Genomic DNA, 19,429 nt, shown 5'->3' on the forward strand with positions numbered 1-19,429 from the left:
CGCAAGGCGTGGATATTCCTCGCCATTCGCGGCGATGAGCCTTGATTTGGCCGAAGGGTTCCGGCGAAGTGCGGCGATGAATGACGACGCCCCGCCGACCAGAAGCCCGTTCGTGAAGCTCGTGACACGCGTGCTGCATGTCTATTTCGCGCTCTCGCGCGGCATGACGATGGGCGTGCGTGCGGCCTGCTTCGACGAGGCCGGCCGCATCTTCCTCGTACGCCACAGCTATGTGCCCGGCTGGCACCTGCCGGGCGGCGGCATCGAGCGGGGGGAGACGGCGCTGGAGGCGCTGGCCAAGGAGATGCGCGAGGAGGGGAACCTCGTCATCGGCGCGTCGCCGCAGCTCCTGCACATCTATTTCAACCGGCAGACCAGCAAGCGCGATCACGTCCTGCTCTACCGTTGCGACGGTGTCACGCAGACGGGGCCGCGCCTCAAGGACCGGGAGATCGTCGAGGCCGGCTTCTTCGCGCTCGACGCCCTGCCGGCCGCGACCACCGCGGCCACCCGCCGGCGGCTTCTTGAAATCGCCGGCAAGGCGCCCTTCGCGGATTTCTGGTAGGTCAGGCCGCCTTCAGCCGCTCGCGGCCATGCGGGGAGGCGAGGTCGATCTGCGGGCCGACCGGCACCACGCCCGTCGGGTTGATCGTGACGTGGCTGCGGTAATAGTGCTCCTTGATGTGGCGCATGTTCACCGTGTCGGCGACGCCCGGCACCTGGTAGAGTTCGCGCAGATATCCGTAGAGGTTCGGATAATCGGCGATGCGGCGGATGTTACACTTGAAATGGCCGACATAGACCGGGTCGAAGCGCACCAGCGTCGTGAAGAGCCGCCAGTCGGCCTCGGTGATGCGCTCGCCGGTGAGGTAGCGCCTGGTCGAAAGCCGTTCTTCCAGGCTGTCCAGCATGGCGAAGAGCTTCGTGACATTGCCCTCGTAGGCCTCCTGCGTCGTCGCGAAGCCGGCCTTGTAGACGCCGTTGTTGACCGTGTCGTAGATGCTGTCGTTCAGCGCGTCGATCTCGGCCCGGAGGGGCTCCGGGTAGAAGTCCTCGCGCGAGCCGGTGATCCGGTCGAAGGCGGAGTTGAACATGCGGATGATCTCGGCCGATTCGTTCGAGACCATGCGGTTCTGCTTCTTGTCCCACAGGACCGGCACGGTGACGCGGCCGGAATAGTGCGGATCGGCCTTGAGGTAGACTTCGTAGAGCGCGGACGCGCCGAACAGCGGATCGAGCGTGCCGCCGTTCTCGCCCTTGAATTCCCACCCCTTCGACAGCATCAGCGGATCGACGACGGAGACGGTGATCAGGTCTTCCAGCTTTTTCAGCTTGCGGAAGATCAGCGTGCGGTGCGCCCAGGGACAGGCGAGCGAGACATAGAGATGGTAGCGGCCGGCTTCCGCCGCAAAGCCGCCTTCGCCCGTCGGGCCGGGGGCGCCGTCCGGCGTGATCCAGTTGCGGAACTGCGAGACGGAGCGCTGGAAATGGCCCTTCGTCGATTTCGTATCGTACCAGACGTCATGCCAGACGCCGTCAACGAGCATGCCCATGATTGTCTCCTTTTGCCGCCCGATGCGGCCTGAACTTGCGTTCATAGATAGCGTATGGGGCCGGGCTGGATAGGTGCCTTTTGGTGAACGGTGCGTTTTGCTCTTTGACAGAGCGAAAATTTCTGCTATTCGCGCAGACCAGCACCGGCACTCCGGCCGGCGAGGAAGACGAGACGCATGTTCTATACGGGAACCCCACGACGACGCTGATGCTCACGCTGCGCCCCCTTCGGCGGCGGCGCGATCACCCGCATCCACAGCTTCGTATCCGGTTCCCTGATCCATGAACATGCTCAAGCACGATATCGTCTACCTGACGGAAGATGCCTCCCACGACGCCGCCATCGAACTGATCAACGAGGAAGCCTTCGGCCCCGGCCGGCATGTCCGCGCGGCTGCGCGCATCCGCGAGCAGGGGCCGCACGACCTTTCGCTCTCCTTCGTCTGCACCGACGATGGGGAGACCATCGCCTCTGTGCGCATGACGCCCGTCATGGCCGGCGGGGTGAAGGCGCATCTTCTCGGCCCGCTCGCCGTCAGGCCCTCACACAAGAACCGCGGCATCGGCCGGGAGCTGCTGCGCATCGCCTGCGCCGCAGCCAAGCGGAAGGGCTCGGAGGCCGTGGTCCTCGTCGGCGACCCGCCCTATTACGGCCCGCTCGGTTTCGAGAAGGTGGCGTGGAACGCGCTGGCGTTTCCCGGTCCGGTGGATCCGGCGCGGGTGCTCGTCATGCCCTTCGCGGCGGATACGCATGAGCGGCTGAAAGGCGTCATCGCCTGGCGGGCGTGAAGGCCCCTCGCAAGGAAGCCCCCTCCCTAAATCCCTCCCCACAAGGGGGAAGGACTTAAAGTGCCGCTCCGTCGGCAATCCCTTCTGGAACGGTGAGCAAGCCTTTGTCGTTCTCCCCCCTTGTGGGGGAGATGCCGGCAGGCAGAGGGGGTGGCCCCGCGAAGCAGGGGCGTTACAGGAAGACCCTGGGAGGTAGAAGGATCTTTACCCCTTCAACTCCATGAAGCGGATGCGGTTCTGGAAGGGGTCGGTCACCGTCACCTCCAGCCGTGAGCCCTCGTCCTCCAGCCCCGGCTTCATGTAGCGGTAGTCCTTGCCGATCAGTTCCTTCTGGAAGGCGCGGATGCCCGCCATGTAGACGACCATGTTGCCGCCGGGCGTGGCGTCGCCGGCATGTTCGGAAAGATGCAGCCGCAGCCCGCCGCGCGAGACCTGCGTGTAGAGCGGGAAGTTTTCGCCGTAGCGGTGCTCCCAGTCGACGGAAAAGCCGAGGAAGCCGAGGTAGAATTCATGCGCCTTCGCCACGTCGAAGATGCGCACGATGGGCACCGCCTGCTCGAAGGCGATGCCGCCTTCCGGCGGTTTCGCCTCGATCTTCGCGGAGAGGATGTTCCAGGTCTCCACGCCGAACTGGCGGGCGACGATTTCGAGGGCTTCGCTGTGGCTGATCTCGATATTGCGGGCGGCCAGTGTTTCCCGCATGGCTTTCGCCATGGCCTTGGCATCGCGAAAATCGCGCATGTCCGTTCCTTCCGTTCCGGCGAAGTCCCCGTCAGTGCCCGCATTGCCGACGCCTTCGCCCAACGATGAACGGTGGAGAAAGGTTGTTGAGGAGGCGTTCGCCATGCCTTCGGAAAAGGCGCGGGTCTGCCGGCTGCCTCCGGCCGTGCGGGGAGATTAGCGCAAACGCAGGCGTGGTCAACGCCCTTCGCGATACCACATGGCCGAGAAGGCGAGCAGCAGCAGGCCGACGCCGGCAAAGCCGGCGAAGAGCGGCAGCGAGTTGATGCCTTTCAGCACCGTCTCGTCCGTCATGTGCAGCGACAGCCGGTTCTCGTCGATGCTGCGCACCTGTCCGGAAACCGGCAGGAGCGGCGGCAGGGAGACGGCCTCGCCGTTCTCGGCGACGAGCCGGCGGACCGTGCCCTTCGTCGCATCGGCGAGCGGCTTCAGTGTCTCGGTGGTCGAGATCGTCGCCTTGAATTCCGGGGCGTCGACCGCGCCGACATGGACGAGGGCGTTGAGGTCGCCATTGGTGATCTCGTAGAGGCCCGTCTCGGCGGTCTGCACCTCGGCGCGGTAGAGGCCGGGCTCTGCCTCGCTGAGCGCCACGCGCTGCGTCTTGCCGGAGGGCAGCTTCAGCATCGCCTCGCCCGGCGCGTCGCCGATGGTCTGGCGGTTGATCTGCAGCGTGCGGCCGAAGGTGCGCGCGGTCAGCGCCTCCTCCTCCAGCGCCGGCTCCTGCATCAGCCAGTGCGCGGTGCGCCGGTAGAGCGAGGCATGCGGGCCGCCGCCCTCGAAACCGCGCGCCCAGAGCCAGCCCTGGTCGGAAAGCAGCATCGCGACGCGGCCCTTGCCGGCGCGGTTCAGCACCAGCAGCGGCTTGCCGTCATTGGCCTCCATCACGACATTGCCTTCCGGGCGCTCGACGTCGACGGTGCGGAACCAGCGGCCCCAATGGGGCGGCTCGTCGTTGGCGCCTTCGAGGCCGCGCGTGACGGGATGCTTCTTGCCCTGTTCGGAAAGCCGCGGATAGAAGGGCGCCTCGTTCATCGCGCCGGTCGGCGTTGCCGGCAGCACGGCCGAGAGCGGCGTGCCGGCGATGGAATCGTTGCCTGCATGCTCCGGCCCCGCCGCGATCAGCAGCGCGCCGCCGTTCTCCACATATTGCGCAATGTTGTCGTAATAGAGGATCGGCAGCACGCCGCGGTGCTGGTAGCGGTCGAAGATGATGAGGTCGAATTCCTTGATCTTGTCGACGAAGAGCTCGCGCGTCGGGAAGGCGATCAGCGACAGTTCGTTGATCGGCGTGCCATCCTGCTTTTCCGGCGGGCGCAGGATGGTGAAGTGCACGAGGTCGATGGCCGTATCGGACTTCAGGAGGTTGCGCCAGGCGCGCTCGCCGGCATGCGGTTCGCCCGAGACGAGCAGCACGCGCAGGTTCTCGCGGATGCCCTCGATGACATGGACGGCGCGGTTGTTGGCGGTGGTGATCTCGCCCTCGACCGGTTCCACCTCGAACTCAAGGATGTTGTTGCCGCCGCGCGGCACGGTGAAGCCGAGCGGCTGCTCGGTGCCGGGCTGGGCGATCTCCGAGGCGATCTGGTTGCCGTTGAGGCGGACGGTCACGCGGGCCGGCGTGTCCGGCCCCTTGCCGTCGTCCACCACGCGGAATTTCAGCTCCTGCTCCTCGCCGACGATGCCGAAGCGCGGCGCGCTGACCACCTCGATGCGGCGGTCGAACTCGTCCGGCCGGCCGGTGACGAGGGCATGGACCGGGGCGTCGAAGCTGGAGAAGGCGGAGGCCTCGGGAATGTCGTGTACCTGGCCGTCGGTGATGAGGATCGCGCCGCCGACGCGCGAGCGCGGCACATCGGCGATGGCGGCGTTCAGCGCGTCGAAGAGGCGGGTGGAGGGCGTGTCCGACTTGCCGTCGTCGCCGGCTTCCACGATGCGCGGCTCGATACGTGGATAGCGGGCGAAGCGCTCCTTGAGACCTTCCAGCGCGGCATTGGTCTGAGCCGTGCGGTCCTCGTTGTCCTGGCTCTGGCTGCGGTCGACGATGACCGGAACGACCGTGGAAAGCGCCTCGCGATCCTCCTGCAGGAAGACCGGATTGGCAAGGGCGAGCACCAGGAGGGCGAGCGCCAGCGCGCGCAGGGAGGCGCCGCGCAGGCCGCGCCAGAAGCCGAGCGCGGCGAGCGCGAGGGCCGCGGCGCCGATGAGGGCGATGGCGAGCCAGGGCAGGAGGGGGGAGAACTGAAAGGTCATGTCACTGCCCCAGCCGTTCGAGCAGGGCGGGAACGTGCACCTGGTCCGCCTTGTAGTTGCCGGTGAGCATGTACATCATGATGTTGACGCCGGCGCGGAAGGCGTGGTCGCGCTGCACATCGTCGGGCGGAACGGTCGGCAGGAGCGGCATGCCGTTGGCGTCGATCGCCCAGGCGCCGGCGAAATCGTTGCCGGTGATCATGATCGGCGACACGCCATCGCCCGCGCGGGCGGGACGCGACGGGTCCTCCTTGCGGTCGAGCTCCGCCTCGATCCACAGCGGGCCGCCGGCATAGCGGCCGGGGAAATTGGAGAGCAGGTAGAAGGCCTTGGTCAGGACGTGATCGGCCGGGACGGGCTCCAGCGGCGGAATGTCGAGATTGGCGAGGATCGCCTGCAGGCGTTCGGTGTTCGGGCTCGTCGCATTGCCGTCGAGCGAGGTGAACTGGTCGCGCGTGTCGAACAGCACCGTGCCGCCGTTGCGCATATAGGCGTCGATGCGGCTGATCGCGGTGCTGGAGGGCATTTCGGCCGAAGCGCTCACCGGCCAGTAGATGATCGGGTAGAGCGCCAGCTCGTCGCGCGAAATGTCGACGCCGACCGGCTCGCCGGGCTCCAGCGTCGTGCGGTAGGTGAGGAATTCCGTGAGGCCGGCAAGGCCGCGCTCGGAAATGCGGTCCACATCGCTCTCGCCGGTGACGACATAGGCGAGATGTGTCGTATCGAGCCGCGACATCAGCACCTTATCCCCCGGCTTGGCATCGTTCGCCCGGCTTTCGGAGGGCAGGCCCGCGAGCGTTCCGGCGGCGAGCGCCAGCAGCATAGCAGCGGTCGCGCCGCGCTTCGGCACGCGGCGGGCGGCGGCGGCGAAGGCGCCGCCCATGAGGAGCACGATGGCGCAATCCGCCAGAAGCAGGACGGCGGCGAGGGTGAAGAGATAGGGTTTCAGCGACCAGGTCTCCTTGCCGGCGAGCGGCTCGCGCTGGATCGCTGCGCCTTCGGGAAGCGCGAGCGGGCGGATTTCATGGCCGGGCGGGAAGAGGTTATGCGCGACATAGCCGTCCTCCGTGCCGTAGAGGCCGGGCGGGTTGTCGAAGCTGGCGATCTTCTTCGCGCCGTCCGCCACGAGCGGCCTTGCCTCGCCGGTTGCCGCGGCGAGCGTGCCGCCCGCGGTCATCAGGCGGTAGGGCGGCAGGCCCTTCGCCTGTTCACCGCCCTTCGCCGCGGCGCCGCTGCTGCGCGAGAGCTGCACGGTGCGGCGGAGCATTTCCACGAAATCGCCCGAGAGCGGCAGGTTGGACCAGCCGGTCTCCGCGCTGACATGGAAGAGCACGATGCTGCCCGCGCCGAGCGGGCCGGTCGTCACCAGCGGCGTGCCGTCGGCAAGGCTCGCCCAGGTGCGGTCGGCAAGGTCCGGCGTCGGCTCGGCGAGCACCTGGCGCTTGACGAGGATGTTTTCCGGCGCGCGCATGCCGAAGAAGGGGCTATTGGCCGGATAGGCCGATAGCGGCTGCGGCTCGGACCAGGAGAGCGCGCCGCCGAGCGCGCGCTCGCCCTTGCGCAGCATGACGGGCACCAGCGGGTCGTCGGCGGGCGCGGCGGCAAGGCGCGGGCCGGCGAAGCGGATCAGCATGCCGCCGCCTTCGATCCAGCGCTTCACCTTGTCCTGCACGTCGCCCGGCAGGCGGCCGATATCGGCCATGATGAGCACGGAGGGGTTCTGCTCGAGCAGTTCGGGGATCGCGACCGAGAGGTCGGCGATGCTCGGCTCGATCAGGTCGGCATAGGGCGCGAGGGCGCGGTTGATATAGTGCAGCGGCGAAAGCAGCGGCTGGGTATTGTCCACCACCTCGCCGGAAAGGAAGGCGACGCGGCGGCGGCGGAAGCCGTCATCCAGGAGATAGGCGCCGCCGGCATTGGCGAGCCCGTCGACGGTGATGCGGGCGAAATCGTTGCGCAGCTCGAAGGGCGCGGTGATCGTGCCGGTCGTGGTCGTCGCACCGGCGGCGAAATCGGCGGTGCCGGCGGCGATCGGCCGGCCGTGGCCGTCATGCGCCGTCAGCGGCAGGCTGCGCGCCGCGCCGCCGTCGAGGCGGGTGAGGGTGACGGAAAGCGCATCCGCCCCATTGGCCGCCGCGGTGACGGCGACGGCGGGTGCGCCATCGCCTGCGATCAGGCGGAAGTCGGCCGGGGAGAGGGCCTGCAGGGCCGCGACCGTGTCGTCGGTCGCCTCGCCCGCCATGCCGTCGGTGATGTAGGCGATGGTGCCGGGGCTTGCGCCGTCGAGCGCGGTGCGCAGCGCGGCGACGGCCGCCTTGCGGTCGGCCGGCAGCGGGCGCGGCTCGGCGGCGGCGAGGCGGTTGCGGGCCGTCACGGCATCGACCGGCACGGCATCCTGCTGGCGGTCGGCGGTCAGCACCAGCGAGACCGGCAGGTCGCGGCTTTCGGCATCGTCGATCAGCATGGAGGCGGTCTCGACGTGCTGCTTCCAGTCGGTGGCGGCGGCCCAGCTGTTGTCCACGACGAGGACGAGCGGTCCGCCGGTCGCCAGCGTGCTGGTGCGCGGGTTGAAGACCGGGTCGGCGATGGCGAGGATGACGGCGGCGGCCATCAGCATGCGCAGCAGCGTCAGCCACCAGGGGCTCTGCGACGGCGTCTCCTCGCGCTTGAGGATCGAGGCCAGGATGGCGAAGGGCGGGAAGACCTCGGTGACGGGCTTGGGCGGCGTCAGGCGCAGCAGCCACCAGATGACGGGCAAAAGCACCAGCGCGGTCAGCACGGCGGGAAAGGCGAAGGCGAAAGCGCTCATCGGCCAATGCCCTCCGTCTTCATCGCCGGCAGGCCGGAAAGATAGGCGTGCACGGCGACCAGCGCCTCGGAGGCGAGGCGGTCTGTGCGGTGGGGGATGAAGCTCCAGCCGAGATGACGGAGGTTGTCGGCAAGGCTCTCGCGCCGCGCGGCATAGGCGCGGGCATAGTCGTCCTTCAGCGTCTCGGCGCGGCCTGCCGTCAGCTTCATGCCGCTTTCGGGATCGGTGAATTCGGTGCGGCCGGCATAGGGGAAGAGCTCTTCCGCCGGGTCGGCGACCTCGACGACATGGCCGCGCAGGCCGCGCCGGGCGAGGGGGCCGAGGCGGTCCATCACGTCCGCGACGGGATCGAGGAAATCGCCGATCAGCACGATATCGCTGTTGCCGCGGATCATGGCGGTGTCCGGCAGGCCATCGGCCGCGGGGTTGTGCATCAGGGCGGTCGCGAGGCGCTCGGCGGCGTTGCGCGCGGCGATGGGCTCCATGATGCCCGGGCAGCCGATGCGCTCGCCGGAGCGGGCGAGGATTTCGGCGAGCGCCAGCATGAGGACGAGCGCGCGGCTTTCCTTCGAGACGGCGCCGAAGGTGGACTTGTACATCATCGAGGGCGAGAGGTCGGCCCAGATCCAGACGGTGTGGGCGGCCTCCCATTCGCGGTCGCGCACATAGGTATGGTCGTCGCGGGCCGAGCGCCGCCAGTCGATGCGCGACAGGCTCTCGCCGTCGACATAGGGGCGGAACTGCCAGAAATTCTCGCCGATGCCGCGCTTGCGCCGGCCGTGCCAGCCGGCGATCACCGTGTTGGCGAGGCGCTGGGCCTCCACCATGCAATCGGGAACGAGGGCGGCGCGCGCCTGCGCCCGCGAGAGCACGTCGCGGGTCGGGGTCGGTTGGACGATCTGGCCGACGGATGCCATGCTTCTATCCTGTTCAGCCGCCCGCCTGCCGGACGAGATCGGCGATGACGTCGCGCACCGACATGCCCTCGGCACGCGCGCCGAAGGTCAGCGCCATGCGGTGCTGGAGGACCGGCTCGGCGAGCGCCAGCACGTCGTCGACGGAGGGCGCGAGGCGGCCGTCATAAAGCGCGCGGGCTCTCGCGCAGAGCATCATCGCCTGGCCGGCGCGCGGGCCGGGACCCCAGGCGACGTGCCTGTCGGTGGAGGCGACGCCGTTGCCGGGGCGCGCCGAGCGCACCAGCGAGAGGATCGCGTCGAGCACCTTCTCGCTGACGGGCATCTGGCGGATGAGGGTCTGGATCTCGATGAGACGGTCGGCGGAGATCGCCGCTTCCGCCTGCGCCTCGCTGACGCCGGTGGTTTCGAGGAGAATCTGCCGTTCGGCGGCAAGCTCCGGATAGTGCACGTCGACCTGCAGCAGGAAACGGTCGAGCTGGGCCTCGGGCAGCGGGTAGGTGCCTTCCTGCTCCAGCGGGTTCTGCGTCGCCAGCACATGGAAGGGCTTCGGCAGGTCGTTGCGCGCGCCGGCGACCGTCACATGGTATTCCTGCATGGCCTGCAAGAGGGCGGACTGGGTACGCGGCGAGGCGCGGTTGATCTCGTCGGCCATCAGGAGCTGGGTGAAGATCGGGCCAGGCACGAAGCGGAAGGAGCGCTTGCCGTTGTCGTCCTGGTCCATCACCTCCGAGCCGAGGATATCGGAGGGCATGAGGTCGGGCGTGAACTGGATGCGGCTTGCGGAAAGGCCGAGCACGGTGCCGAGCGTGGCGACCAGCTTGGTCTTGGCGAGGCCGGGCACGCCGACCAGCAGCGCATGGCCGCCGGAGAGCACGGCGAGCATGGTCTGCTCCACGACGCTTTCCTGGCCGAAGATGACCTTGGCGACTTCCTGGCGGACGCGGGCGATATCGGAGAGCGCGCGTTCGGCGGCGGCGACCACCGCCTTCTCGTCGAGGCTCGCCTCGGAGGAATTCTGAACGCCCATGGTCGTCTCCAGTGCCGTTTGAAACCTTGGACGAATCGTGGCTCCGCCGCGTCCGTCCCGTTCTTGAGAGCTTATTAGCCCAGCCGTGGCTGACAAGCGGCCACGAAATGACTATCTCGTGTGTGTATCCACCTTTTCCTCTCGCGGAGATAGGGATGAACCGGGACGGAACAATGGCAACAGGTGAAATTGGCGACAGCACGGATGCCGCGGGACTGGCCGCCCTGATCTCGCGCGCGAGCGCCGAGACCGGCGGACGCGGCCTGCCGCCCGTCGAGCGCTGGAACCCGCCGTTCTGCGGCGATATCGACATGGAGATCCGCGCCGACGGCACATGGTTCTATCTCGGCACCCCCATCGGCCGTGCGCCGCTGGTGCGGCTTTTCTCCACGGTGCTGCGCAAGGACGAGGACGGGAAGACCTATCTGGTGACGCCGGTCGAGAAGGTCGGCATCCGCGTGGTCGATGCGCCGTTCCTCGCCGTCGAGATGAATGTGAGCGGTGAGGCCGCCGCACAGGTGCTGACCTTCCGCACCAATGTCGGCGATGTGGTGGAGGCCGGGGCGGAGCATCCCCTGCGCTTCGTCATCTCCGGCGAAAACAGCGAGCTGAAGCCCTATCTTCTCGTGCGCGGCCGGCTGGAGGCGCTGGTCTCGCGGGCGGTGATGTACGATTTGGTGGAGCTCGGCGAGACGGTCGAGATCGACGGCGTGCCGATGTTCGCGGTGCGCTCCGGCGGCGTGGTCTTCCCGGTCATGCCGGCGGCCGAACTGGATGCGCTATCGCGATGAGCTTTGCGCCCTACAGCGCCGCAGAGTTCCGCCGCCGGGCCATCGAGCAGAGCCTGACACTCGGCGAGGAGAGCTGGCGCGATCATGGCGACAGCCTGCTCAATCCCGGTGTCATTCCCCATCTGGAGGATATGAAGCTGCGCGATGCAGCCGTGCTGATCCCCGTCGTCGACGACGGGGAGGAGGCGCGCGTCATCTTCACCCAGCGCACGGCGACGATGCGCAAGCATTCCGGCCAGGTCGCCTTTCCGGGCGGGGCGGTGGACGCGGAGGACGAGGATGCCGAGGCGGCCGCGATGCGCGAGGCGGAGGAGGAGATCAGTCTCGACCGCCGTTTCGTCGAGCCGGTCGGGCGATTGCCGCAGTACAAGGCGCTTTCCGGCTTCTCGATCACGCCGGTGCTGGCGGTCGTACGGCCGGGTTTCGAGCTGGTCCCGAACCCGGCGGAGGTGGAGACGGTCTTCGACGTGCCGCTCTCCTTCCTCATGGATCCGCGCAACCACGAGCAGGGCAGCGGCATCTGGCTCGGCGGCGAGCGGCATTATTATCGCATGCCCTATGAGGGGCATAATATCTGGGGCATCACCGCCGGCATCGTGCGGGTGATCTATGAAAGGCTTTATGCATGACGTCTGTCTCGGGCGAGGCGTGGTTTTCCGATCCGGCGCTCGTGCGCGTGCTGGCCTTGCTCAATAGCGACGGCGGCGAGGGGCGCGTGGCGGGCGGGGCCGTGCGCAACAGCCTGATGGGCCTGCCGGTGGCCGATGTGGATATTGCGACGACGCTGCGGCCGGAGGCGGTGGTCGAGCGTGCGAAGGCGGCGGGCATCAAGGCAGTGCCGACGGGCATCGAGCACGGCACGGTGACGCTCGTCATCGACGGCACGCCCTTCGAGGTGACGACGCTGCGCCGGGACGTTTCGACCAACGGCCGCCACGCGGACGTCGCCTTCGGCACGGACTGGCAGACGGACGCCGAGCGGCGCGACCTCACCATCAACGCGCTCTATGCGAAGCAGGACGGGACGGTGGTCGACCTCGTGAATGGCCTGCCGGATATCGAGAGCCGCACGGTCCGGTTCATCGGCGACGCGGCAACGCGCATCGCGGAGGATCACCTGCGCATCCTGCGCTTCTTTCGTTTCTTCGCGCTCTACGGCAGCGGCCGGCCGGATGCCGAGGGCCTGAAGGCCTGCGCGCGGGCGAAGGCAAGCCTTGCGAGGCTTTCCGCCGAGCGGGTCTGGTCGGAGACGAAGAAGCTGCTCGGCGCGCCCGATCCCGGCCGCGCGCTGCTGTGGATGCGGCAGGCGGGCGTGCTGACGGAAATCCTGCCGGAGACGGAAAAGTGGGGCATCGACGCGATCCCCGGCCTGATCGAGGCGGAAAAGGCTTTTGGCTGGAAGCCGGACGCGATGCTGCGCCTTGCCGCCATGGTGCCGGCCGACCGGGAACGGTTGAAGGCGCTCGCCGAGCGCCTGCGCTTTTCGAAGGCGGAAGCCGCGACGCTCGACCATTGGGCGGCCGCCCCCGAGATCGCGCCGAAACTGGCCGAGACGGCCTTCGACCGGCTGCTCTATCGCAATGGGCCTTCGGGGCTGACCATGCGCCTCAAGCTGGCGCTCGCCGGTGCGCGGGCGCGCGGGCTCGGCGATCCCGAGGCGCTTGCCTTTTCCGGCCTGTGCCAGCGTCTTCTGGCGCGGGCGGAGAAATGGCGCAAGCCGTCCTTCCCGCTGACGGGTGCGGATGTGCTGGCCGCGGGCGTTCCCGCCGGGCCGACGGTCGGCGCGGCGCTTTCGGCCATCGAGGACGAGTGGGTGGCCGGGAATTTTCATGAGGATCGGGCCAGGTTGCTTGCGCGGCTGGATGCCTTTGTGAAGGCCAATTAGCGCCCGAAGGCCCCTCTGCCTGCCGGCATCTCCCCCACAAGGGGGGAGAAAGATAGAGGCTTGCTCGCGGTTCTATAAGGAATGCCAACGGGGCGGCACGTTAAGCCCCTCCCCCTTGTGGGGAGGGGTTGGGGTGGGGCCTTGCCTCGCCAAGGGCAACCGGCCAGCGAGGGCCCTCCCTCCGTCAGGCGGCATCCGCCGCCTTTTCGTCGACGATGCGTTCCTTGATGTGCTCGACCATGCTTTCCCTGATGGTGGTTTCGCCATGGGCCGTGCGCATGTGCTCCACCGCGCGGCGGACGACTTCGGCGTCGTCATGGGCGCGCGTATGCCAGTCGCATCCGGGGACGAGTGAACCGCATTCAAAAAGTCTCATGACTATCTCCTGTCGTTTCAACGGGACGAGTATAGCAGATGAGGCCGTTCCGGCCAAACCGCGACGGGTCCGCGGCCGTGTCGGCCGTCTTCGGAAACGGCGAAGCTTGCGTCCGGTTCCACGCCGTCAGGCGGCGTCCTCGTCCCTGGCCCAGCAGTCGAAGCAGGCGGACGAGCCGAGCGGCTCGGGCCTTGCCCTGCGCCCGGCGATGGTGTGGACGTTTTCGCGGGAAAGCCGCAGCCGGGCCTCCTCGACGAAATAGGCATGCGGCAGGTCCATGCCGCTCTCGGCACGGATGGTTTCGGCGTAACGGTCGAGAAAATCGGCGGATTGCGGGTCGAGGCCCGAATGCACTGCGTCCTGCATCTTATTGATCATGACTGCCTCCTCCGTGGAACCATGCTGGAAGCATCCTACCACCCAGGAAAGGCAAACCGTAATCACAAGCGCGCTAGCGGCTCACGGCCAGCGCACCACCGGGGGCATGGAGGAGAGGATGGAATCGACGTTTCCGCCCGTCTTCAGGCCGAAGATCGTTCCCCGGTCGTAGAGCAGGTTGAACTCGACATAGCGCCCGCGCCGCACGAGCTGCTCGTCGCGGTCCTCCTCCGTCCAGCCCTTGTTGAAGTTGGAGCGAACGATCTTCGGATAGACCATGGCGAAGGCGCGGCCGACATCCTGCGTGAAGGCGAAGTCGGCATTCCAGCCGCCGAGCTCTTCCGGCGAGTGCAGCCAGTCGTAGAAGATGCCGCCGGTGCCGCGCGGCTCGTTCCGGTGCTTGAGGAAGAAGTATTCGTCGCACCAGTCCTTGAACTTCGCATGGTCGGCGACGGGATGGCGGTTGCAGGCAATCTCCATCGCCTTGTGGAAGAGGGCGGTGTCCGGGTCGCTCATCACGCGGCGGCGGTCGAGCACCGGCGTCAGGTCCGCGCCGCCGCCGAACCAGCGGCTGGTGGTGACGACCATGCGGGTGTTCATGTGCACGGCCGGCACGTTGGGGTTCACCGGATGGGCGATCAGCGAGATGCCGGATGCCCAGAAGCGCGGGTCTTCGCTCGCGCCGGGAATCTGGCTGCGGAATTCCGGCGAGAACTCGCCATGGACCGTTGACGTATGGACGCCGACCTTTTCGAAGACGCGGCCTTCCATCATCGACATGCGCCCGCCGCCGCCTTCGCCGCCCTCGCGCAGCCAGTCCTTGCCGACGAAGCGGCCGGGCGGCAGGTCGGAGAGGGGGCCTTCCAGCTCGTCCTCGAGGGCCTCGAAGCTGGCGCAGATGGCGTTGCGCAACTGCTCGAACCAGGCGCGCGCCATGGCCTTCTTGTCTTCGATGTCCTCGGGCAGGCCCTTCGGCAGGTCTGGTCGTTCCATGATATTTCCCGCTGGGATGTTTCCCGCTGGCGGCCGCGCCGCCGAATCGCATTTCGGCCACAGTCGTTAACTTTGCCCTTTTTTGCAACCGCGGGGGCGAAATGAGCACCCGGCGCAGGACTCGCAAAAGGGCAGGCGCTGGCCTATCTTCCTTTATTGAAAGTGCAGCAAGACGTTTCACGCGGCTTCGGATGCAAGCGCCGGATCCGCCCTGGAGGAAACCTGCATGGCGCGCATTCCGGGACCGCCCCTTGAAGGCCTGAGGCGCCAGATCGAGCGCCGCCGCCGCGAAAAGCCCTTTCGCGGCGAGGGGCATTTCGTGCGCGAGACCTTCTGCCTCGAGCGGCAGGCGGCGCGGGATAAGGCGCGCGAATGGTTCGATCTCTGGCCGAAGGCCGCCTACTGGACGGAGGTGGAAAGCTGGCGGATGCTGGAGGGCGACCGCATCGAATTCACCATGCGCCGGTTGCCGAGCGCCGATTGAGGCGGACCTGACGACAGCGTGATCGGCAAGCTCGATTGACGGCGAACCCGCGCGCCCCTATCTTGCGGCCATCGTCATCAACAGAAAGGCGCCGTTGCGGTTCTCAAGCACGGCTCATAGTCCTTGTTCGAACTCGCGATCGCTGTCTTCCTCATTCTCCTGAACGGGGTTTTTGCCCTTTCCGAACTTTCCATCGTTTCCTCGCGCAAGCCACGCCTCAAGACCATGGCCGCCCAGGGCTCGCGCGGCGCCGCATCGGCGCTGAAGCTTGCGGAAAATCCCGGGAAATTCCTCTCCACCGTCCAGATCGGCATCACGCTCATCGGCATCCTAGCCGGCGCCTTCTCCGGTGCCGCGCTCGGCGGGCGCCTGCGTGACATCCTCTTTGCCGAGGGCGTGCCGGACTGGCTCGCCGACCCGCTCGGCTACGGTATCGTCATCTTCGTCATCACCTTCCTGTCGGTCGTCATCGGCGAGCTGGTGCCCAAGCAGATCGCGCTGAAGAACCCCGAGCGCTTCGCGACGCTGGTCGCGCCGGCCATGTCGCTGATGTCCAAGATCGGCGCGCCGGCCGTCTGGGTGCTGGACGCCTCGACACGGGTGATCTTCCGCCTGCTCGGCCAGCACGAGGTCTCCGAAAGCGTCGTCACCGACGAGGAGATCAAGACCATCGTCGCCGAAGCCGAGGCCGCCGGCGTCATCGAGGGCGGCGAGAAGCTGATGATCGCCGGCGTCATGCGCTTTTCCGACCGCGAGGCGCGCGGCCTCATGACGCCGCGCAACGACGTCGACTGGATCGACCTCGGCGATACGATGGAAGAGATCCGCCAGCAGCTGACCGAAAGCCCGCATTCGCGCATGCCGGTCGCCGATGGCGGGCCGGAGACCATCGTCGGCATCGTTCAGAAGCGCGAGATGCTCTCCGCCATGCTGACCGGCCAGCCGCTCGACATCCGCTCCTTCGTCCGCCCCGCGCCCATCGTGCCCGACACGATGGATGCGATGCGCGTGCTGGAGGCGCTGCGCAATTCGGAAATGCCGATCCTGCTCGTCCATGACGAATACGGCCACTTCGAGGGAATCATCACCCCCGCCGACGTGCTGGAGGCGATTGCCGGCGTGTTCCGCGCCGATATCGAGGAAGGCGACGACGAGTATGCGGTGCAGCGCGAGGACGGTTCCTGGCTCATCGCCGGCTCGATGCCCATCGACGAGATGGCCGACCGCCTCGGCCTGACCCTGCCGGCCCGCCGCAGCTACCAGACGGCCGCCGGCCTCGTCATCGAATCCCTCCAGAAGCTGCCGAAGACCGGCGAGATCACCGAAACCCAGGGCTGGCGTTTCGAGGTGGTCGACATGGACGGCCGGCGCGTCGACAAGCTTCTCGCCTCCAGGCTCGATTAAGCCGGATCGGGCTCGAGCAGTCTCGGGCCCGGGCCTTCCGCCGCCAGCGTATCCAGCGGATTGCGCAGCGGGCATTCGCGCATCGAAAGGCAGCCGCAGCCGATGCAGCCGTCGAGCTGGTTGCGCAGCTTCGTGAGTCGCGCGATGCGGTCGTCCAGAAATGTGCGCCAGGTCTGCGAGAGCTTTCGCCAGTCCTGCGCGGTAAGCGGCCGGTCATGCGGCAGCACGGAGAGCGCATCGGCGATCTCCGCCAGCGGAATGCCGGTGCGCTGGGCGACCTTGATCACCGCGACGCGGCGCAGGATGCTGCGCGGATAGCGCCGCTGGTTGCCGCGGTTGCGCTGGCTGCGGATCAGCCCCTTCGTCTCGTAGAAATGCAATGTGGAAACCGCGACGCCGCTGCGTTCGGCGACTTCGCCGACGCTGAGCTCGCGCGGCATGGCATCGTTCGGACATTTTTCCGTCATGGCTGTTGACCTCAACTTTACTTGAGGTTTTATACCAGCCGCTCCCTGATTTTCCAACACGGAGCGAAACCGCATGACAGACAGACTGACCATCGCCCTCATCTATGGCAGCGGCCGGCAAGGGCGCTTTGCCGATACGATCGCGGGGTGGCTCGAGCCGGAGCTTGCCGGGTTCGGCCAATACGACGTCATCCGCATCGACCCGGCCGACCTGACCTTCACGCCCGGCGGCCTCGACGAGCCCTCGGCGGAGCGGGTCGAAAGCCTGATCCTGCAGGCGGATGCCTTCCTGATCGTCACGCCGGAATACAATCACGCCTATCCGGCCGCGTTGAAGGCGATCATCGATTGCTGCTTCCGGCCCTGGCACGCCAAGCCCATCGCCTTCGTTTCCTATGGCGGGGTCTCGGGCGGGCTCAGGGCGGTGGAGCAGTTGCGGCTGGTCTTCGCCGAGCTTCATGCCGTGGCGATCCGCGACACGGTGAGCCTCCCCCATGCCTGGACGCAGTTCGATCCCGCCGGCAACCCGTTCCGCCCCGGCCAGCTCAACGGCCAGCTCGCCATGCTGATGAAGCGGCTGACCTGGTGGGCCAACGCGCTGAAGGCGGCGCGCATCGCGACGCGCTACGACGAGGTTGCGGCATGAGGCCCGATCATTACGCGACGGCCGAGGTTGCCCGTTCGCCGGAGGAATACCGGCGCAACGCGACGCTGCTTTTCGTCAGCACGCTCACCATCATGTCCGGCGCGACGATCTCCGCCTCGCTGCCGGGCATCGCGGCGCGGTTCGCCGAGGTGGAGAACGTCGCGCTGCTCAGCCGGCTCGTGCTGACGCTGCCGGCGGTGTTCATCGCGTTGTTCTCGCCGGCCGCGGGCTTTCTCGTCGACCGCTTCGGGCGCAAGCCCCTGCTGCTCGCCTCGCTCGCGCTCTTTTCCGTCGCGGGCGCCTCCGGGCTGGTGCTCGATACGCTGCCCGGCCTTCTTGCCGGCCGGGCGGTGCTCGGCATCGCCGTCGGCGGCATCATGACGGCGACGACGGCGCTGGTCGGCGACTTCTTCCAGGGGCCGGCGCGCGACCGCTACATGGGCCTGCAGCAGGCCTTCGTCGGCATCGGCGGAACGATCTTCCTGACGGGCGGCGGCTTCCTTGCGGAAATCCACTGGCGCGGGCCGTTCCTCATCTATACGGCGGCGATCCTGCTGCTGCCGGCGGCGCTGGCCTTCCTGCCGGAGCCGCAGCGCGTGCGCCGGGCAGGGGCGACGGCGGGGGAGGCGAGGCTCGGCGGGCGAAAGGCGGCGTTGCTCGGCCTCCTGTTCCTCGCGGCGGCGGTCAACATGATCGCCTTCTACATGATCCCCACGCAGCTTCCCTTCTTTCTGGAACGCCTCGGCTTTACCGCGCCGAGCCTTGCGGGCGCGGCCATCGGCGCGGGGCAGCTCGTCGGCGTGGCGAGCGCGCTCGCCTTCGCGCCCTTCAGGCGCCGGCTGGGGATCATGGGCGTCTTCGGCCTCGGCTTCGCATCCGCCGGGCTTTCCTTCCTCCTGTTGTCGATGGTGGAGAGCTATGCCGGCGTGCTTCTGGCCATGGCGGTTTCGGGTATCTGCATGGGCACGATCATGCCGAATTTCGCTGCGGCCGCGATGCTGTTGGCGCCGCCCGCCCTGCGCGGGCGCGTGTCGGGGCTGCTCGTCTCCAGCATCTTCGCCGGCCAGTTCCTCTCGCCCATCGTCTCGCAGCCACTGATCGGCCGCTTCGGATACGGAGGCGCCTATGGGCTTGTCGGAGCAGTGGTGCTGGCCATCGGCCTCGTCGCCTTCGCCGCGCGGCCGGCGCGGTCGGGCGATGGCTAGGTCAGGCAAAGCCCGTCTGGCGCAGCGCCTCGCCGCAGATCATGGCGGCGGAGAGCGCGACGTTGATCGAGCGCTGGCCCTCGACCATGGGAATGAGCACCCGGCCGTCCGCCGTCTCGTGCACGCGGTCCGGCACGCCGGCGCTTTCGCGGCCGAAGAGCAGGATATCGTCCGGCCGGTAGGCGAAATCCGTATAGAGGCCCGCCGCCCTCGTCGAGGCGAGCACGAGCCGGCGGCCGCTCGCCGCCCGCCATTCCTCGAAACGGTCCCAGCTGACATGCCGCGTCAGCGTCACGGCGGCGAGATAATCCATGCCCGCCCGCTTCAGGCTGCGGTCGGAAATGTCGAAGCCGGCCGGCTCGATGATGTCGACGGCGAGGCCGAGGCAGGCGGCGAAACGCAGGATCGTGCCGGTATTGCCGGCGATGTCGGGCTGGTAGAGGGCGATGCGCAGGTCGGACATGGCCTGTCGCCTAATGGAGATGTGGCGGCAAGGCAACAGAATTGGCCGCAGATGCGAATTTGCGACAAAGTGTCTGGAAAATTGCGTCATTCCGGGTTAACCAGAAGCCATCTGCAACGCGAGAAAGAAGGAGGACCATGATGAATAACACGCATCGGCTACGCCTCCCGGCTGGAATCACGCCTCTTCTCGCTTAGGCATTTCGCCGCCCGGATTCCCAGATTGCCTTCAGTTCAAATCGCCATGTGAC

Annotated in this window: 20 protein-coding genes; 9 read left to right on the forward strand and 11 right to left on the reverse strand. The window is 67.5% G+C overall.

From position 1 onward, the window contains the following. Positions 1-76 precede the first annotated feature (76 nt). Positions 77-565: an NUDIX domain-containing protein gene (locus DSD28_RS13775; RefSeq protein WP_119256984.1), complete on the forward strand. Its 489-nt coding sequence runs from the start codon at positions 77-79 to the stop codon at positions 563-565. 1 nt (position 566) lies between these two features. On the opposite strand, the gene DSD28_RS13780 is transcribed toward DSD28_RS13775, so the two are convergent. Beyond that, positions 567-1,553, reverse strand: a complete 987-nt coding sequence (locus tag DSD28_RS13780) for a glutathione S-transferase family protein (protein ID WP_119256985.1) — start codon at positions 1,551-1,553, stop codon at positions 567-569. Between the two features lie 289 nt (positions 1,554-1,842). Here DSD28_RS13780 and DSD28_RS13785 point away from each other — a divergent pair, with 289 nt between their 5' ends. Then, on the forward strand, positions 1,843-2,343 hold the full coding sequence (locus tag DSD28_RS13785; protein ID WP_119257172.1) for a GNAT family N-acetyltransferase: 501 nt from the start codon (positions 1,843-1,845) through the stop codon (positions 2,341-2,343). Between the two features lie 204 nt (positions 2,344-2,547). Here the strand turns inward: DSD28_RS13785 and DSD28_RS13790 are convergent, their stop codons facing one another. The 5 genes from DSD28_RS13790 to DSD28_RS13810 form a co-directional block, all read right to left on the reverse strand. After that, positions 2,548-3,084 carry a glyoxalase superfamily protein gene (locus DSD28_RS13790; protein WP_119257173.1) on the reverse strand — a complete coding sequence of 179 codons (537 nt, stop codon included), beginning with the start codon at positions 3,082-3,084 and terminating at the stop codon, positions 2,548-2,550. A 177-nt stretch (positions 3,085-3,261) separates the two neighbouring features. Then, entirely contained in the window at positions 3,262-5,334 is a 2,073-nt protein-coding gene (locus DSD28_RS13795; protein ID WP_119256986.1) for a hypothetical protein, read from the reverse strand. A gap of 1 nt (position 5,335) precedes the next feature. After that, positions 5,336-8,143 (reverse strand): DUF4159 domain-containing protein, encoded by a 2,808-nt coding sequence (locus tag DSD28_RS13800; protein WP_119256987.1) that lies wholly within the window; start codon positions 8,141-8,143, stop codon positions 5,336-5,338. Beyond that, the gene (locus DSD28_RS13805; RefSeq protein ID WP_119256988.1) at positions 8,140-9,060 is read right to left on the reverse strand and encodes a DUF58 domain-containing protein; all 921 of its coding nucleotides are present in this window, start codon (positions 9,058-9,060) and stop codon (positions 8,140-8,142) included. The genes DSD28_RS13800 and DSD28_RS13805 overlap by 4 nt, the downstream gene beginning before the upstream one ends. Before the next feature lie 13 nt (positions 9,061-9,073). Next, the gene (locus DSD28_RS13810; RefSeq protein ID WP_119256989.1) at positions 9,074-10,087 is read right to left on the reverse strand and encodes an AAA family ATPase; all 1,014 of its coding nucleotides are present in this window, start codon (positions 10,085-10,087) and stop codon (positions 9,074-9,076) included. Between the two features lie 173 nt (positions 10,088-10,260). Between DSD28_RS13810 and DSD28_RS13815 the strand changes: the two genes are divergently transcribed. The 3 genes from DSD28_RS13815 to DSD28_RS13825 are packed head-to-tail and all read left to right on the forward strand — an operon-like array spanning position 10,261 to position 12,763. After that, positions 10,261-10,878 (forward strand): DUF1285 domain-containing protein, encoded by a 618-nt coding sequence (locus DSD28_RS13815; protein ID WP_119256990.1) that lies wholly within the window; start codon positions 10,261-10,263, stop codon positions 10,876-10,878. After that, on the forward strand, positions 10,875-11,507 hold the full coding sequence (locus DSD28_RS13820) for a CoA pyrophosphatase (protein WP_119256991.1): 633 nt from the start codon (positions 10,875-10,877) through the stop codon (positions 11,505-11,507). Before DSD28_RS13815 ends, DSD28_RS13820 begins: the two co-directional genes overlap by 4 nt. Next, positions 11,504-12,763: a CCA tRNA nucleotidyltransferase gene (locus DSD28_RS13825; protein ID WP_119256992.1), complete on the forward strand. Its 1,260-nt coding sequence runs from the start codon at positions 11,504-11,506 to the stop codon at positions 12,761-12,763. The genes DSD28_RS13820 and DSD28_RS13825 overlap by 4 nt, the downstream gene beginning before the upstream one ends. A gap of 184 nt (positions 12,764-12,947) precedes the next feature. On the opposite strand, the gene DSD28_RS13830 is transcribed toward DSD28_RS13825, so the two are convergent. The 3 genes from DSD28_RS13830 to hemF form a co-directional block, all read right to left on the reverse strand. Continuing rightward, entirely contained in the window at positions 12,948-13,139 is a 192-nt protein-coding gene (locus tag DSD28_RS13830; protein ID WP_119256993.1) for a DUF1059 domain-containing protein, read from the reverse strand. A gap of 126 nt (positions 13,140-13,265) precedes the next feature. Further along, complete coding sequence (locus DSD28_RS13835) at positions 13,266-13,517, reverse strand: hypothetical protein (RefSeq protein ID WP_119256994.1); 252 nt, start codon at positions 13,515-13,517, stop codon at positions 13,266-13,268. 81 nt (positions 13,518-13,598) lie between these two features. Beyond that, on the reverse strand, positions 13,599-14,510 hold the full coding sequence (hemF, locus tag DSD28_RS13840) for an oxygen-dependent coproporphyrinogen oxidase (protein ID WP_119256995.1): 912 nt from the start codon (positions 14,508-14,510) through the stop codon (positions 13,599-13,601). Between the two features lie 226 nt (positions 14,511-14,736). Here hemF and DSD28_RS13845 point away from each other — a divergent pair, with 226 nt between their 5' ends. Further along, the gene (locus tag DSD28_RS13845; RefSeq protein ID WP_119256996.1) at positions 14,737-14,994 is read left to right on the forward strand and encodes a hypothetical protein; all 258 of its coding nucleotides are present in this window, start codon (positions 14,737-14,739) and stop codon (positions 14,992-14,994) included. Between the two features lie 123 nt (positions 14,995-15,117). Beyond that, the gene (locus DSD28_RS13850) at positions 15,118-16,398 is read left to right on the forward strand and encodes a hemolysin family protein (protein ID WP_119256997.1); all 1,281 of its coding nucleotides are present in this window, start codon (positions 15,118-15,120) and stop codon (positions 16,396-16,398) included. Here the strand turns inward: DSD28_RS13850 and soxR are convergent. Continuing rightward, a complete protein-coding gene (gene soxR / locus DSD28_RS13855; RefSeq protein ID WP_119256998.1) occupies positions 16,395-16,865 on the reverse strand; it encodes a redox-sensitive transcriptional activator SoxR in 471 nt (156 codons plus the stop codon). The genes DSD28_RS13850 and soxR overlap by 4 nt on opposite strands. Positions 16,866-16,938: 73 nt before the next feature. On the opposite strand from soxR, the gene DSD28_RS13860 reads away from it, so the two are divergent. Both DSD28_RS13860 and DSD28_RS13865 read left to right on the forward strand, forming a co-directional pair. Continuing rightward, the gene (locus DSD28_RS13860) at positions 16,939-17,511 is read left to right on the forward strand and encodes an NADPH-dependent FMN reductase (protein ID WP_119256999.1); all 573 of its coding nucleotides are present in this window, start codon (positions 16,939-16,941) and stop codon (positions 17,509-17,511) included. After that, positions 17,508-18,716 (forward strand): MFS transporter, encoded by a 1,209-nt coding sequence (locus DSD28_RS13865; protein ID WP_119257000.1) that lies wholly within the window; start codon positions 17,508-17,510, stop codon positions 18,714-18,716. The genes DSD28_RS13860 and DSD28_RS13865 overlap by 4 nt, the downstream gene beginning before the upstream one ends. Position 18,717: 1 nt before the next feature. Here the strand turns inward: DSD28_RS13865 and DSD28_RS13870 are convergent, their stop codons facing one another. Further along, complete coding sequence (locus tag DSD28_RS13870; protein ID WP_119257001.1) at positions 18,718-19,179, reverse strand: tRNA (cytidine(34)-2'-O)-methyltransferase; 462 nt, start codon at positions 19,177-19,179, stop codon at positions 18,718-18,720. Positions 19,180-19,429: the final 250 nt, after the last annotated feature.

The organism is Shinella zoogloeoides (assembly GCF_003574625.1).
GTDB classification, from domain to species: Bacteria; Pseudomonadota; Alphaproteobacteria; order Rhizobiales; family Rhizobiaceae; genus Shinella; species Shinella zoogloeoides_A.